This is a genomic window from Acinetobacter sp. PC34 (assembly GCF_051789135.1).
GTDB classification, from domain to species: Bacteria; Pseudomonadota; Gammaproteobacteria; order Pseudomonadales; family Moraxellaceae; genus Acinetobacter; species Acinetobacter johnsonii.
The window spans coordinates 782,618-797,668 of sequence record NZ_CP196664.1; the positions used below are offsets into that span (position 1 = coordinate 782,618).

The window sequence follows — 15,051 nt, forward strand, 5'->3', positions numbered from 1 at the left end:
CAGTTGTTTTGATGCACCCGGTCTGGGTGTAGTTGTCGTTTAGGTTGAATGAATTTGTATTAAATAGGAAGCCAAGCCAATGGCTGAAACTGAAAACGCTATGCCAGAGTCAGCGCAAGTTGATTCACGCCCAGCATTTGCAATTGTAGAAGAGCTCAAAACCAAATTTGGCGAGAACTTCTATGTGCAAACGACTTTTGAAGACTTTCCAACAGTCTGGGTTGAGCGCGCGCGCGTACAAGAAGTTTTAATGTTCTTGCGTACAGTGTCACGTCCATACGTGATGTTGTTTGACTTGTCTGCGGTAGATGAACGTTTACGTACACACCGCGACGGTTTGCCTGCGTCTGACTTTACTGTGTTCTATCACTTATTATCGCTTGAGCGTAATAGTGATATTCGTATCAAAGTTGCATTGAGTGAAAATGATGTAAATCTTCCAACTGCAACCAATATTTGGCCAAATGCCAACTGGTACGAGCGTGAAGCTTACGATATGTTCGGGATCAATTTCGAAGGGCATCCAATGCTCCGTCGTATTTTGTTGCCAACCTATTGGGAAGGTCACCCACTTCGTAAAGAATACTCTGCACGTGCCACTGAATATACACCGTATATGCAGAACCAAGCGAAGCAGGATTACGAACAGGAACACCTTCGTTTCGTACCTGAAGATTGGGGTATGAAGCGCGGTAATGACGACGAAGACTTCATGTTCTTGAACTTAGGTCCGAACCACCCATCTGCGCACGGTGCTTTCCGTGTCATTTTGCAGTTGGATGGTGAAGAAGTGAAAGACTGTGTGCCTGATATCGGTTATCACCACCGTGGTGTGGAAAAGATGGCTGAACGTCAAACTTGGCATTCATTCATTCCTTATACCGACCGTGTGGACTACTTAGGTGGTTGTGCGCAAAACATGCCTTATGTGATGGGTGTGGAGCAAATGGCGGGTATTACTGTACCTGACCGCGCGCAATGTATCCGTGTCATGATGTCTGAATTGTTCCGTATCAATAACCACTTATTGTATATCGGTACTGCGATTCAAGATGCCGGCGGTATGACGCCAGTCTTCTACATGTTTGCGGATCGTCAAAAAATCTATGATGCGATTGAAGCAATCACCGGTTACCGTATGCATCCAGCATGGTTCCGTATCGGTGGTACAGCGCATGACTTACCAAACAACTGGCAGCATCTGATACGTGAAATCCTAGATTGGATGCCGAAGCGTATGAATGAATACTACACAGCGGCGCTGAAAAACTCTGTATTTGTAGGTCGTACGCGTAACGTGGCTCAATATGACGCGAAATCTGCGTTGGCTTGGGGTGTAACTGGTACTGGTCTACGTGCAACAGGTATTGACTTCGACGTTCGTAAATATCGCCCATACAGTGGCTATGAAAACTACGACTTCGATGTGCCACTTGAGTACGAAGGCGATGCGTATGCGCGTGTTCTTGTTCACTTCCGTGAAATTGAAGAATCACTCAAAATCGTGAAGCAATGTTTAGACAACATGCCTTCTGGTGCATACAAAGCAGACCATCCATTGGCTGTTCCACCACCAAAAGACAAGACTTTACAAGATATTGAAACCTTGATTACGCACTTCTTAAGCGTATCTTGGGGTCCTGTAATGCCTGCAGGTGAAGCATCTGTAATGGCGGAAGTGGTCAAAGGTGCGTCGAACTACTACTTGACTTCAGACAAGTCAACGATGAGTTATCGTACCCGTATTCGTACACCGACTTTCACGCATTTACAGCAAATGCCTTCTGTGATTAATGGCAGTCTGGTATCTGACTTGATCATTTATTTAGCGACAATTGACGTCGTTATGGCTGACGTGGATCGCTAAGGGGTAAACGCATTATGATGATTTTGACTGATAAAAAGCCACGCGTGAATGTTGAAGGGATTTTGACTGCGGACGAAATCCACGAAATTGAACATCACATTGGTCACTACCCGTACCCACGTGCAGCATCTTTGGATGCTTTGAAGTGTGTACAACGCCGTAATGGCTGGGTAGATGACGCGCAGCTAAACGCCATTGCTCAGTTATTGACAATCAGTGTTGCTGATTTGGAAGGTGTTGCAACTTTCTATAACCGTATTTACCGTCAACCCGTGGGTCGTAACGTCATTTTACTTTGTGACTCGATTGCGTGTTTCTTGATGGGTGCGGAAACTTTAGCAGAAGCTTTTCAGCGCGAGCTAGGCATTCAGTTTGGTCAAACGACTGCTGATGGTCGTTTTACTTTGCTGCCGATTTGCTGCTTAGGTAACTGTGACAAAGGCCCAACCTTGATGGTGAATGAAGACACTCACGGTTTGGTTGAAGTTTCTTCAGTGAAACAGTTATTGGAGAAGTATGTATGAATACCGAACCAAAACCAATTTATGGCGAAGGTAACCCAGAAACGCATCCATTAACTTGGCGTTTGAGTAAACAAGAGCACGTTCGTAATGCCGATGATTACGAAGCGCTTGAAGGTTACGCGGGTCTGAAAAAAGCAATCACCATGCCGCCGAAAGATGTGCTTGAAGTGATTAAAGCTGCGACCGTAAAAGGTCGTGGTGGTGCAGGCTTCCCAGCAGGGATCAAATGGTCTTTGATGGCGCCAAATGACAACTCAGGTCCACGTTACCTGATTTGTAATGCCGATGAGATGGAACCAGGGACCTTTAAAGACCGTTTGTTGATGGAAAAACTTCCTCACCAATTGATCGAAGGGATGTTGATTGCAGCGTATACGTTAGAAGCAACCCATGGTTATATCTTCATTCGTGGCGAGTACATTGAAGCAGCTGCTTACTTAAATGAAGCGCTTGAGCAAGTTCGTGCCAAAGGTTACTTGGGCGAAAACATCCTTGGAACTGGCTGGAACTTCGAGTTGCATGTGCACACGGGTGCGGGTCGTTATATCTGTGGTGAAGAAACTGCATTGATTAACTCGCTTGAAGGTCGCCGTGCAAACCCACGTACGAAACCGCCATTCCCACAAGTTGCAGGTGCTTGGGGTCGTCCTACGATTGTTAACAATGTAGAGACCTACAACAACTTACCAGCAATCATGTTGCGTGGCCCTGAGTGGTATATCGGTTTATCTGCGGGTAAGTCGAAAGATCCAGGCACAAAAATCTATGGTGCATCTGGCAAGGTGAAATTCCCAGGTCTTTGGGAGCTTCCATTTGGTACAACTGCGCGTGAAGTCATTGAAGACTATGCGGGCGGTATGCGTGATGGCTTGAAGCTTAAAGCATGGTTACCGGGTGGTGCGTCTACAGACTTCTTGGCTGCTGAACACATTGATCTACCGATGGATGCTGAGAGCATCATGAAAGCAGGTTCACGTTTAGGTACGTGTTTGCTGATGGTGGTTGATGAAACGCAATGTATGGTTTCAGCGACTCGTAACTTAGAAGAATTCTTTGCACGTGAGTCATGTGGTTTCTGTACGCCTTGTCGTGATGGTTTACCGTGGGCGGTGAAAGCACTGAAAGCATTGGAAGATGGCACAGGTAAGAAAGAAGATATCGATCACTTACAAGAACTTACTCGTAAGCTTTGGATTGGTAAGACTTTCTGTGCGCATGCTCCAGGTGCAATGGAACCGTTGATGGGTGCACTCAAATATTTCCGTGGCGAGTTTGAAGCAAAAGTAGTGAATGCTGCTGCGCAAACTAGCAACGTAGAACAAGCTTAAGGAATTCGACTATGGCTACAATTCATGTCGATGGCAAATCGTACGAAGTCAATGGCTCAGAGAACTTGCTGCAAGCATGTTTGTCTTTGGGTATTGATATCCCGTACTTTTGTTGGCATCCATCCTTAGGTTCTGTCGGTTCTTGCCGTCAATGTGCCGTGACTCAATACGCGAATCCTGAAGATACGCGTGGCCGTTTAGTCATGTCATGTATGACACCTGCATCTGACAATACCTACATCTCGATTGAAGACAAAGAAGCGAAAGACTTCCGTGCGTCAATTGTTGAGTTCTTGATGACGAATCACCCACACGACTGTCCAGTCTGTGAAGAAGGTGGGCACTGTCATTTACAAGATATGACCGTGATGACTCAACACGACCGTCGTCGTTACCGTTTCACTAAACGTACACACTACAACCAAGAGCTGGGCTCATTCATTTCACACGAAATGAACCGTTGTATCGCATGTTACCGTTGTGTTCGTTACTACAACGACTATGCGGGTGGTACTGACTTTGGTGTGTACGCAAGCGCGTCACGTGTTTACTTTGGTCGCCCTGAGTCAGGCACTTTAGAGTCTGAATTCTCGGGTAACTTGACTGAAGTATGTCCGACAGGTGTATTCACCGACAAAACTCACTCAGAACGCTATAACCGTAAGTGGGACATGCAGTATGCGCCAAGCGTATGCCAAGGCTGTTCTTCGGGTTGTAACATTTCTCCGGGTGAGCGTTATGGCGAACTTCGTCGTGTCGAAAACCGTTTCAACGGTGAAGTGAACCAATACTTCCTTTGTGATAAAGGTCGTTTTGGTACAGGTTATGTGAACCGTGCAGATCGTCCACGTCAACCGCAGTTCCGTGATGGTGCTGAAGCAACTACAGTTTCTGTAGATCAGGCATTAGATACCGTTATTGCAAATATCCAAGGCAAAAAAGTTTTGGGTATTGGTTCTCCACGTGCATCACTTGAGTCGAACTTCGCGCTTCGCGAATTAGTTGGTCAAGAGAACTATTCAACGGGGCTGTCTCAAAAAGAGCAAAACTTGGTTGAATTGGCTGCATCGATTATGCAAACCGAAGGTGTATATAACCCGGGTATGCGTGAAATCGAAAGCTATGATGCTGTGCTTATTTTGGGTGAAGACTTAACGCAAACTGCGCCACGTATGGCGTTGTCTGTTCGTCAAGCGGCGAAAAACAAAGCCAAAGAAATGGCTGCGGAACGTCGTACTCAAGACTGGTTAGCAGAGCCGCTACAACGTATTGCTCAAGATGCGAAATCACCGATTTTCATCCTCGCTGCAACGCAAACACGCTTAGCTGATGTTGCAGCAGGTGAAGTGGTTGCTTCTCCAAACGATATCGCTCGTTTAGGTTTTGCCGTTGCTGCAGCAGTAAAAGGTGATGCAATTCTTGGTCTAGCGGATGATGCGAAAGCATTTGCTCAGAACATTGCAGATACATTGAAAGCGGCGAAGAAACCACTGATCATTTCAGGTACAAGTTTACAAGACGCATCAATCATGGAAGCTGCTGCACAAGTTGCGCAAAACCTTGGTGGAAATGCTGGCTTAAGCTTGACGGTTCCTGAAGTGAACTCTATGGGCTTAGCAATCTTCGGTGGACAAAGCTTAGAGCAAGCATTTGCACAAGATTATGACACGGTTGTGATCGTTGAAAATGATCTATTCCGTCGTTTGCCAGCGGTACAAGTTGAAGCAGCACTTTCTGGTAAAGACGTGATTGTTCTAGATCACTCTGAAACTGAAACTGTGAAGAAAGCGGATATCGTACTTTCTGCTGCGTCATTTGCTGAAGGTGATGGTACGGTTGTCTCTCAAGAAGGCCGTGCACAACGGTTCTACCAAGTGTATGACCCTAGCTACTACAAACCTGAACTGGCGATCAAAGAATCTTGGCGCTGGTTACATGCCATTGAAACCGGCGTGAAGGGCAAAGCGATTTCTTGGACCTTGCTTGATGATGTGATTGAGTCAGTTGCGAAAAACGTACCTGCACTTGCTGCGATTCAAGATGTGGCTCCAGATGCGGGCTTCCGTGTCCATGGTTTGAAAGTTGCGCGTGAACCGCGTCGTTACTCTGGTCGTACCTCTATGCGTGCACCATTGAACGTGCATGAACCGAAACAACCGACAGATATCGACTCGGCATTAACATTCTCTATGGAAGGTTATGTCGGGAACCAGACTCCGTCTCCACTGGTACCATTTGCATGGTCAGCAGGTTGGAACTCACCGCAAGCTTGGAATAAATTCCAAGATAACGTGGGTGGTCACTTAAAAGGTGGTGATTCGGGTGTGCGTTTATTCGATCGTTTAGCGAAGCGCCCAGCACGTACTTTCGTTGCTCCAGCAGTTATCGTTGCAAACCCTGAAAGCTTCCGTTTAGTGCCGATGCATCACATTTTTGCTTCTGGTGAATTTACTGTGAAAACACCTGCTATGGAATCGCGTATTCCTGAAGCGGTCTTTGCAGTGGGTGAGCAAGATGCAACTCGTTTGAATGTTCAAGATGGTCAAAAAATCACTGTGAAAGCAGGTGAGACTTCGATCGTACTTCCAGTTCAAGTGATTGATTATTTACCTACAGGTTATATTGGTTATCCAGTTGGTCTTGCACCTACGGTTTCACTTGCTGAGCCTGTATCAGTCGCGGTAGGAGCGTAATTCATGCAACAAGAATTAATCCGTCAAACGCCGCTTTGGGCTGAGAACTGGCCAATTGCCTACTCAGTCATTCAAGCGATTGTGATTTTACTCGTTGTAGTACTCATCGCTGCGTTGATGTCTTTTATTGAGCGTCGTTTACTGGGCTTATGGCAAGACCGTTATGGTCCGAACCGTGTAGGTCCTGGGGGGATGTTCCAGATCGTTGCCGACATGTTGAAAATCATGTTCAAAGAAGACTGGACACCAAAGTTTGCTGACAAATTGACTTTCCGTTTAGCTCCTGCTGTTGCCATGGCAACAGCGGTGATGTCGTTCATGGTTATTCCTGTATCACCATACTTAGGTGTTGCAGACATGAGCATCGGTCTATTGTTCTTTATGGCAATGGCAGGTATTGCAGTCTATGCGGTATTGTTTGGTGGTTGGTCATCAAACAACAAATATGCATTGCTTGGTGGTCTACGCTCTGCAGCTCAAACCATTTCGTATGAAGTGTTCTTGGGTATTTCATTGATGGGTGTGGTTGCAATTGCAGGCTCATTCAACATGCGTGAAATTGTAGAAGCACAAAAAGATGTATGGTTTGTCATCCCACAGTTCTTAGGTTTCTTAATCTTCGTGGTTGCAGGTGTTGCGGTAACTCACCGTCACCCATTTGACCAACCAGAAGCAGAACAAGAATTGGCGGAAGGTTACCACGTCGAGTACGGCGGTATGAAATGGGGGATGTTCTTCGTTGCAGAATATGTCAACGTAGTTCTGATCTCTGCATTGATCGTCACGCTATTCTTCGGTGGTTGGTTAGCGCCATTTAACATCGATATTCCGTTCATTCCACCAGTATTCTGGTTCATTATCAAAACAGCATTCTTTGTGATGATGTTTGTCTTGGCTCGTGGTTCACTTATGCGTCCGCGTTATGACCAAGTGATGAACTTTGGTTGGAAGATTTGCTTACCATTAGCGTTAGTTAACTTATTAGTTACTGGCGCAGTGATTCTGTGGTAAGGGCAGGGAGAATAAAATGTATAAAATTCTAGCTGGGTTCGGGTCAATCGTACGTTCACTGTGGATGGTTTTCTCACACGTGACACGTAAACGTGACACCATTCTTTACCCAGAAGTGCCAGCCGAACAAATTGTTCCACCACGTTTCCGTGGTCGTATCGTGTTAACACGTGACCCAGATGGTGAAGAACGTTGTGTTGCGTGTAACTTATGTGCAGTTGCATGTCCTGTTGGCTGTATTTCACTACAAAAAGCAGAAAAAGAAGATGGTCGTTGGTATCCGGAGTTTTTCCGTATCAACTTCTCACGTTGTATTTTCTGCGGTATGTGTGAAGAAGCATGTCCGACGACTGCAATTCAAATGACTCCAGATTTCGAGTTGGGTGAATACGTTCGTCAAGACTTGGTATATGAGAAAGAAAATTTACTCATTTCAGGTCCTGGTAAATACCCAGATTACAACTTCTACCGTGTAACAGGTATGGCTGTAACTGGAAAAGACAAAGGTCAAGCGCAGCGTGAAAGCGCACCAGTTGATGTACGGAGCTTATTACCATGATGTGGCCATTTTATTTGATGGCACTTGTGGCCATCGTTTCGACGATTCGTGTTGTGACCAACGCGAATCCTGTACACGCTTTATTAAGCTTGATCGTGTCACTTCTTGCGGTTGCAGGCATGTTTATGATCGTAGGTGCGCCATTTGCTGGCGCGCTTGAGATCATCGTCTATGCAGGCGCGATCATGGTGTTATTCGTATTCGTAGTGATGATGTTAAACCTTGGTCAACACACCGTTGAACAAGAACGTAAATGGTTAACATCGTCTGCTTGGGCATATCCAGCACTCATGAGCTTCTTAATGGGCTTGGTGTTGGTGTGGATGCTCGGCTCTGACTACACAGCTGCTGGCCCTGTTATGGGTACTGAAGTTGTGGGTCCAAAAGTCGTTGGCCAAGCACTCTTTACTCACTATTTATTATTGGTTGAAGTTGCTGCCATGTTATTGCTTGCTGCGTTGGTTGCAGCATTCCATCTTGGCAAACGTGAACCAGGTGCAGAAGAGGACAAACAATAATGGGCAACATCCCTTTAGAACATGGTTTGATTGTTGCAACCATTCTTTTTGCACTGGGTTTTTACGGTGTGATGGTGCGACGCAATCTATTATTTATGTTAATGAGCCTTGAAATCATGATGAACGCAGCTGCGCTTGCGTTTGTTTTGGCTGGTAGTGCATGGGTACAACCAGACGGACAAATCATGTTTATTCTGATCTTAACGCTTGCTGCGGCAGAGGCTTGTATTGGTCTTGCGATCGTCCTTCAGTTCTACCATCGCTTCCATCACTTGGATGTGGATGCTGCTAGTGAGATGCGCGGATGAGTTTTTTATATTTAACAGTATTATTCCCGCTCATTGGTTTTGTCCTTTTAGCGGCAGGTCGTAACAAACTTCCTGAAAATGTCGCTGCCATTATTGGTGTGGGGGCGGTTGGCCTTTCTGCATTGGTTGCTTTGATCGCTGGTCTAGACTTTGTTAATAACGGCAAAGTGACCTATGTTCAACATCTTTGGACATGGTTCAATGTAGGCAATCTAAGCCCAGGCATTAGCTTACATCTTGACGGTTTATCACTGCTCATGATGGGTATGGTGACGGGTGTCGGTTTCCTTATTCACATCTTTGCATCATGGTATATGCGTGGTGAAGAAGACTTCGCGCGTTTCTTCTCTTATTTCAACCTGTTCGTTGCTAGCATGTTGCTGCTCGTATTGGGCGATAACTTAGCGTTATTGTTCTTAGGTTGGGAAGGCGTAGGTCTATGCTCTTACTTGCTGATTGGTTACTACTACCAAAACCCTGCAAATGGTTTTGCGGCAATTAAAGCATTTACCGTAACACGTGTTGGTGATGTTTTCTTACTGATCGCTTTGTTCTTAATTTACCAACAGTTCGGTACTTTAAACATTGCAGAAGTGGTTGCAGCTGCACCAACAGTGATGACACAAAGTTCATCTTTAACCATTTGGACAGCACTGATGTTGTTCTTGGGTGCAGCAGGTAAATCTGCACAGATCCCATTACAAACATGGTTGGCCGATGCAATGGCAGGTCCTACACCTGTATCTGCATTGATCCACGCTGCAACGATGGTAACCGCAGGTGTTTACCTGTGCTGCCGTATGTACACCGTGTTTGAAATGGCACCTGAAGTGATGATGTTTATCTCAATCACAGGTGCGGTAACGTTGTTAGTGGCTGGTTTTGCTGCATTGGTTCAAACCGACATCAAACGTATTTTGGCTTACTCAACGATGAGTCAGCTGGGTTATATGTTTATGGCAGTGGGTGCTGAAGCTTACCAAGCAGGCTTGTTCCACATGTTAACTCACGCATTCTTCAAGGCATTATTGTTCTTGTCTTCAGGTGCCGTGATTTTAGCTTACCACCACGAACAAAACATCTTCAAGATGGGCGGTTTGTTCTACAAGAACAAATTCCTATTTGCTTGTTTCGCCATTGGTGGCGGTGCATTGGCCGCGATTCCATTCATTACCGTGGGCTTCTTCTCGAAAGATGCGATCTTGGGTGCAGTTTGGGTACAAGGCGAATCAATCGCAGTGTATAACTCATTGTACTGGGCGGGTGTAGCAGGTGCATTCTTAACGTCGATTTACACATTCCGTCTCATTTGGGTTGTGTTCTTTGGTAAAGAAAATACACCGTATCATGCGATTAAAGGCATTACTTTCTGGGGTCCTTTGGCGATTCTTGCTGTACTTTCAACTTTCGTCGGTGCGGCACTTAAAGCACCAGTGGAAAGCATTTTAAATGCAGCAAAAATTCCAGCATTTGTGATTCCTGAAGCTTTAGAACATGGTATGCACAGCGCAGAATATACTGCTGTGGGTATTGCATTGGTTGGTTTAGTGATTGGTGTGGTCTTGTTTGCGTTTGCTTATAGCGCAGTGAAAGGCTTTGCTAAAACGTCATTGGGTGCAGGTCTTGCAAACATTTGCCGTAATGCACTAGGCTTCGATGCGCTTTATGACATCGTTTTTGTGAAACCATATTTGCTTATTGCGAAGATTTTAGGTCGTGATCCAATTGATCGTTTGTGGTTAGTCTTGCCTGCACTTGTAAAAGGTGGTCATAGCTTCACAAGTTCACGTCAAACGGGTTCATTGCGTGATTACGCATCAAGCATGGCATTAGGTATCTTTGTATTACTAATGGTCTTGATCGTAACTCAGATCGTGGGGAAATAAGATGGAAATCACAAACAACTGGATTCTACCCGCGCTGATCTTAGTTCCGTTCATTGCAGGTTTTATTTGTTGGTTAGTCGACAAACTCGACGACAAACTGCCGCGTTATATTGCGCTGATTGGTATGCTCATTACTTTGGGCTTAACATTTGCGCTGTGGCAAACAGGTACATTTAACTACGAACTTGGCGCGAAAGTGCCATCGTGGTCTGCTGAATTCATGTTGCCATGGATTCAAACTTTAGGCATTAACATCCATTTAGCGGTGGATGGCCTATCTCTATTAATGGTGGGCTTAACGGCACTTTTAGGTGTGTTGGCTGTCGGCTGTTCTTGGGGTGAAATTCAAAAGAATGTTGGTTTCTTCCACTTAAACCTTTTATGGTCTTTGGGTGGTGTGATCGGTGTATTCTTAGCGATTGACATGTTCTTGTTCTTCTTCTTCTGGGAGATGATGCTTGTACCTATCTACTTCTTGATCGCGCTTTGGGGTCATAAAGGGGCAGAAGGTAAATCACGTGTTTACGCTGCAACCAAATTCTTTATCTATACGCAAGTCGCTGGTCTTATTATGTTGATCGGTATCCTAGGCCTAGTGGTTTATGGTTACATGATGACAGGTATGATCGGTTTTGATTACAACTACTTATTAGCTGTAGCCAACACTTTAGACAAAGAATTACCTACCGTTGCTTATGCATTCATGCTGTGTTTATTTGTCGGTTTTGCGGTAAAACTTCCAGTTTTCCCATTACACGGTTGGTTACCAGATGCGCATGCACAAGCACCTACAGCAGGTTCGGTTGACCTTGCAGGTATCTTAATTAAGACCGCTGCATATGGTTTACTACGTTTTGTGATTCCATTCTTCCCAGCGGCTTCTGCACAGTTTGCAGACATCGCGATCATTTTCGGTTTAATCGGTATCTTCTACGGTGCTTGGTGTGCTTTCCAGCAAACCGATATGAAACGTTTACTTGCGTATACGTCAATTTCACACATGGGCTTTGTTTTACTTGCGATTTACGCAGGTAACATCTTAACCTTCCAAGGTTTGATGATCATGATGTTGGCACATGGCCTATCATCTGCTGCATTGTTCATTATGTGTGGTCAAGTGTACGAGCGTGTTCATACGCGCGATATGCGTTTGATGGGCGGTATGCGTGGTCAGTTCCCATATCTTGCATTCTTCCTCATGTTCTTCGTGGCGGCGCTTGTAGGTATTCCGGGTCTAGGTAACTTCATTGGTGAGTTCCTGATCCTGATGGGTTCTTATGCAAAATTCCCAGTGTTTACTATTCTTGCAGCAGTAAGCTTAGTATTTGCAGGTCTTTATGGCTTGATTCTGATCCACAAAGCGTTGTTTGGTACGCCAAACGAAGAACAACAGCAGCACTACAACAACCCATTGAAAGACTTAAATGCACGTGAAGTAGTGATCTTGTTAATCTGTGCTTTCGGTCTGTTATGGCTTGGTTTGTACCCACAAAGCTTCCTTGATATTTCAAATTCAAGCATGGCGTGGTTAGCGAACAGCTACATTCCTGTACAAGAAGTAGTTGACGTTGCGAGTCAAGCAACTGTTCAACTCGAAAATGTGGAGATGCAATAAGTCATGAACTTCACAATGTCATTTTCTGAGCTTATGCCTTTAGCTCCTGTGATGATCGTTGCTTTAACAACGATTGTCGTGATGATTCTTACTGCAATTAAGCGTAACCATAACTTAATTGCAACAGCATCAGTGGTGGGCTTAAACCTTGCAGCAGCATATGTACTATTCACAATGTTCGGTGGTGCTTTTAAACCTGCGAACGTGATGGGTATGTTCATGGTGGATGCGTTCACCTTGCTGTACCAAGTAATTATTCTAATTGCTGCTTTGGCGTGCTGTACTCTGTCGCATGCCTATATTGAAAGCTATAAAGATAACCGTGAAGAACTGTATATCTTAATGTTGTCATCAGTGACTGGTGCAATGTTAATGGTGGCAAGCTCTCACTATGCATCGTTCTTCATTAGCCTTGAGTTGATGTCGATTCCTGTATATGGCTTATTGGCCTATACACACCAACGTTCTAAGTCTTTAGAAGCGGGGGTGAAGTACTTGGTGCTTTCAGCAACAGCTTCAGCAATGTTGTTGATGGGTATGGCTTATATTTACGCGTACACAGGATCAATGTCGTTCTATGACAATGTTCAAGCGTTAATGCAAAATATCCAACAGCCAATGGTACTTTTAGGTTTAGGCCTGATCGTTTTTGCTGTGGCATTCAAACTGTCTTTAGCGCCATTCCACAAATGGACACCAGACGTTTATGCAGGTGCACCAACACCGATCGCAACTTTCCTTGCTACAGCTGCAAAAGTAGCAACGATTGGTCTGTTTGTACGTTACATCCTTACTTCAGGTGCGATCCTTGTTGACTCAATCGTGACGATCTTAACCGTGATTGCGGTGTTATCGATCTTGGTGGGTAACTTCCTTGCAGTGAAACAAGTGAATTTGAAACGTATCTTGGCATACTCTTCAATTGCGCACTTTGGTTACTTGTTGATTGGTTTAATCAGCATGACTTATGCAAGCCTTGGTAACGTATCGGTCTATGTGATCACTTATGTGTTAACCACGATTGGTGCGTTCGGTGCGGTTGCATTGATGTCTAGCCCATACAACAACGTAGACGAAGCAGAAAGTCTAGCGGACTACCGTGGTTTATTCTGGCGTCGTCCAGTGTTGACAGCGGTGTTAACCGTGATGATGCTATCGCTTGCGGGTATTCCTTTGACAGCGGGCTTCATTGGTAAGTTCCTTGTGGTCATGGCTGCAGTAACGACTCAACATTGGTTCCTTGCTGCGATGATCATCGTTGGTTCTGGTATTGGTCTGTACTACTACCTCCGTGTGATGGTTGTTATGTACATGACACCACCAGATGCACCTCGTGTAGACGCTGTGGATCATTGGGGCCAAAAAGTGGGTGGTATTATGGTGCTTTTAGCTGCAGCAGCAGTGCTTGTGATTGGTATCTATCCAGATCCAATTATCAAGTTAGCACTTCAGTCAGAGATTCTATCTCCAATCCACTTTATGCTTTCTCAACAGCACTAATTTTTAAAAACGTTTCGTTTTAACAAAAAAGCCTCCATCAATTGGGGGCTTTTTTGTTTTTATCGCACGATAAAAAGCTTTATAATGTAAGGAATTTTATTTTACCTTTTAGGTGCTCTCCCGTGGCTATCCATGAAATTCGTCATCCACTGATTCGTCATAAGCTTGGTCTTCTTCGTCGTGCAGATATCAGCACTAAAAACTTCCGTGAGTTGGCTCAAGAAGTGACCATGCTGTTGACCTATGAAGCGACCAAAGATTTACCTGTTTGCGACCATGAAATTGATGGTTGGAATGGTAAAGTAACGGTAGATCGCATTGTGGGTAAAAAAATTACGGTTGTGCCAATTTTACGTGCGGGTATTGGCATGTTAGATGGTTTCTTAAACCTGATTCCAAGTGCAAAAGTGTCTGTACTGGGTTTAGAGCGTGATGAAGAAACGCTTGAAGCACGTACTTATTACAAAAAATTAGTTCCAGATGTACAAAACCGTTTAGCGATGATCATCGACCCAATGCTTGCAACGGGTTCTTCATTGGTTGCTGCGATTGATGTATTGAAAGCAAGTGGCTGTAAAGACATTCGTGTGATGGTGTTGGTTGCGGCGCCTGAAGGTATTAAACGTGTTTTGGATGCGCACCCAGATGTCACTATTTTCACGGCTTCAATTGACCAAGGCTTAAATGCCAATGGTTATATCGTGCCGGGTCTAGGCGATGCGGGCGATAAAATCTTTGGTTCAGTTCAAAAAGATTAAGATTGAGCCCCAGCAAAAAGAGGCTTTTATAGCCTCTTTTTTATATACTACAACAAAGCGTGTACATATTAGGATCTGTTTATGAAAGCCGAGCAATATCAAGGAAAAGTTAAGCAATATAACGCTGACAAAGGTTTTGGCTTTATTTCCTCACCTGAAGGCGACGTATTTTTTCATATCTCGGATTTCCCTGCAGACTCAGGTGAGCCGAAACGCAATGAACGCGTGAAGTTTAATGTGGTTGAAAATGGCGATCGCTATAAAGCAATTAAAATTGAGCGGGTTGAAGACAACTCTGCCAAAGCCAAGAAATCGAAAGTCTCAAGTCATAATAAATCGATTACCACAGACTTATTGTCTAATTTTAGACGCTAAGTCAGCGTTGATTCAGAGTTCAATCGTGCAAAGATTAATCTTTGCATTTTGAAGCAAAGAGGCTTTTTAGCCTCTTTTTTATTGATTACAATACGAAAAATACAGTTGA

General features: G+C 44.6%; 13 protein-coding genes. All 13 read left to right on the forward strand.

The annotated features are described in order from the left end of the window. Positions 1-79 precede the first annotated feature (79 nt). The 13 genes from nuoC (at position 80) to ACSC9N_RS03880 (ending at position 14,942) form a co-directional block, all read left to right on the forward strand. Positions 80-1,867: an NADH-quinone oxidoreductase subunit C/D gene (gene nuoC / locus ACSC9N_RS03820; RefSeq protein WP_010327357.1), complete on the forward strand. Its 1,788-nt coding sequence runs from the start codon at positions 80-82 to the stop codon at positions 1,865-1,867. A gap of 14 nt (positions 1,868-1,881) precedes the next feature. Beyond that, positions 1,882-2,391 carry an NADH-quinone oxidoreductase subunit NuoE gene (gene nuoE, locus ACSC9N_RS03825; RefSeq protein ID WP_004982912.1) on the forward strand — a complete coding sequence of 170 codons (510 nt, stop codon included), beginning with the start codon at positions 1,882-1,884 and terminating at the stop codon, positions 2,389-2,391. Continuing rightward, positions 2,388-3,719 (forward strand): NADH-quinone oxidoreductase subunit NuoF, encoded by a 1,332-nt coding sequence (gene nuoF, locus ACSC9N_RS03830; protein WP_005400342.1) that lies wholly within the window; start codon positions 2,388-2,390, stop codon positions 3,717-3,719. Before nuoE ends, nuoF begins: the two co-directional genes overlap by 4 nt. A gap of 11 nt (positions 3,720-3,730) precedes the next feature. After that, a complete protein-coding gene (gene nuoG / locus ACSC9N_RS03835) occupies positions 3,731-6,412 on the forward strand; it encodes an NADH-quinone oxidoreductase subunit NuoG (RefSeq protein WP_010327356.1) in 2,682 nt (893 codons plus the stop codon). Positions 6,413-6,415: 3 nt separating this feature from the next. Then, positions 6,416-7,423 carry an NADH-quinone oxidoreductase subunit NuoH gene (gene nuoH / locus ACSC9N_RS03840; RefSeq protein ID WP_004695391.1) on the forward strand — a complete coding sequence of 336 codons (1,008 nt, stop codon included), beginning with the start codon at positions 6,416-6,418 and terminating at the stop codon, positions 7,421-7,423. 16 nt (positions 7,424-7,439) lie between these two features. After that, complete coding sequence (gene nuoI / locus ACSC9N_RS03845; protein ID WP_004651038.1) at positions 7,440-7,982, forward strand: NADH-quinone oxidoreductase subunit NuoI; 543 nt, start codon at positions 7,440-7,442, stop codon at positions 7,980-7,982. Continuing rightward, entirely contained in the window at positions 7,982-8,500 is a 519-nt protein-coding gene (nuoJ, locus tag ACSC9N_RS03850; RefSeq protein ID WP_171056751.1) for an NADH-quinone oxidoreductase subunit J, read from the forward strand. The genes nuoI and nuoJ overlap by 1 nt, the downstream gene beginning before the upstream one ends. Continuing rightward, positions 8,500-8,808, forward strand: coding sequence for an NADH-quinone oxidoreductase subunit NuoK (gene nuoK, locus ACSC9N_RS03855; protein WP_004695395.1), 309 nt, complete (start codon positions 8,500-8,502; stop codon positions 8,806-8,808). The genes nuoJ and nuoK overlap by 1 nt, the downstream gene beginning before the upstream one ends. Next, the gene (nuoL, locus tag ACSC9N_RS03860; RefSeq protein ID WP_010327355.1) at positions 8,805-10,694 is read left to right on the forward strand and encodes an NADH-quinone oxidoreductase subunit L; all 1,890 of its coding nucleotides are present in this window, start codon (positions 8,805-8,807) and stop codon (positions 10,692-10,694) included. Before nuoK ends, nuoL begins: the two co-directional genes overlap by 4 nt. Positions 10,695-10,701: 7 nt before the next feature. Then, positions 10,702-12,309 (forward strand): NADH-quinone oxidoreductase subunit M, encoded by a 1,608-nt coding sequence (gene nuoM / locus ACSC9N_RS03865; RefSeq protein ID WP_029575093.1) that lies wholly within the window; start codon positions 10,702-10,704, stop codon positions 12,307-12,309. A 3-nt stretch (positions 12,310-12,312) separates the two neighbouring features. Beyond that, the gene (nuoN, locus tag ACSC9N_RS03870) at positions 12,313-13,809 is read left to right on the forward strand and encodes an NADH-quinone oxidoreductase subunit NuoN (protein ID WP_005400347.1); all 1,497 of its coding nucleotides are present in this window, start codon (positions 12,313-12,315) and stop codon (positions 13,807-13,809) included. A gap of 122 nt (positions 13,810-13,931) precedes the next feature. Next, positions 13,932-14,567: a uracil phosphoribosyltransferase gene (gene upp / locus ACSC9N_RS03875; RefSeq protein ID WP_058870138.1), complete on the forward strand. Its 636-nt coding sequence runs from the start codon at positions 13,932-13,934 to the stop codon at positions 14,565-14,567. Between the two features lie 81 nt (positions 14,568-14,648). Then, positions 14,649-14,942 (forward strand): cold shock domain-containing protein, encoded by a 294-nt coding sequence (locus ACSC9N_RS03880; protein ID WP_005400349.1) that lies wholly within the window; start codon positions 14,649-14,651, stop codon positions 14,940-14,942. Positions 14,943-15,051: the final 109 nt, after the last annotated feature.

What these genes read in the sequence shown, in the direction of transcription:
- nuoC (WP_010327357.1), top strand. Translation starts at nt 80, where the DNA reads ATGGCTGAAACTGAAAACGCTATGCCAGAGTCAGCGCAAGTTGATTCA.
- nuoE (WP_004982912.1), top strand. Translation starts at nt 1,882, where the DNA reads ATGATGATTTTGACTGATAAAAAGCCACGCGTGAATGTTGAAGGGATT.
- nuoF (WP_005400342.1), top strand. Translation starts at nt 2,388, where the DNA reads ATGAATACCGAACCAAAACCAATTTATGGCGAAGGTAACCCAGAAACG.
- nuoG (WP_010327356.1), top strand. Translation starts at nt 3,731, where the DNA reads ATGGCTACAATTCATGTCGATGGCAAATCGTACGAAGTCAATGGCTCA.
- nuoH (WP_004695391.1), top strand. Translation starts at nt 6,416, where the DNA reads ATGCAACAAGAATTAATCCGTCAAACGCCGCTTTGGGCTGAGAACTGG.
- nuoI (WP_004651038.1), top strand. Translation starts at nt 7,440, where the DNA reads ATGTATAAAATTCTAGCTGGGTTCGGGTCAATCGTACGTTCACTGTGG.
- nuoJ (WP_171056751.1), top strand. Translation starts at nt 7,982, where the DNA reads ATGTGGCCATTTTATTTGATGGCACTTGTGGCCATCGTTTCGACGATT.
- nuoK (WP_004695395.1), top strand. Translation starts at nt 8,500, where the DNA reads ATGGGCAACATCCCTTTAGAACATGGTTTGATTGTTGCAACCATTCTT.
- nuoL (WP_010327355.1), top strand. Translation starts at nt 8,805, where the DNA reads ATGAGTTTTTTATATTTAACAGTATTATTCCCGCTCATTGGTTTTGTC.
- nuoN (WP_005400347.1), top strand. Translation starts at nt 12,313, where the DNA reads ATGAACTTCACAATGTCATTTTCTGAGCTTATGCCTTTAGCTCCTGTG.
- ACSC9N_RS03880 (WP_005400349.1), top strand. Translation starts at nt 14,649, where the DNA reads ATGAAAGCCGAGCAATATCAAGGAAAAGTTAAGCAATATAACGCTGAC.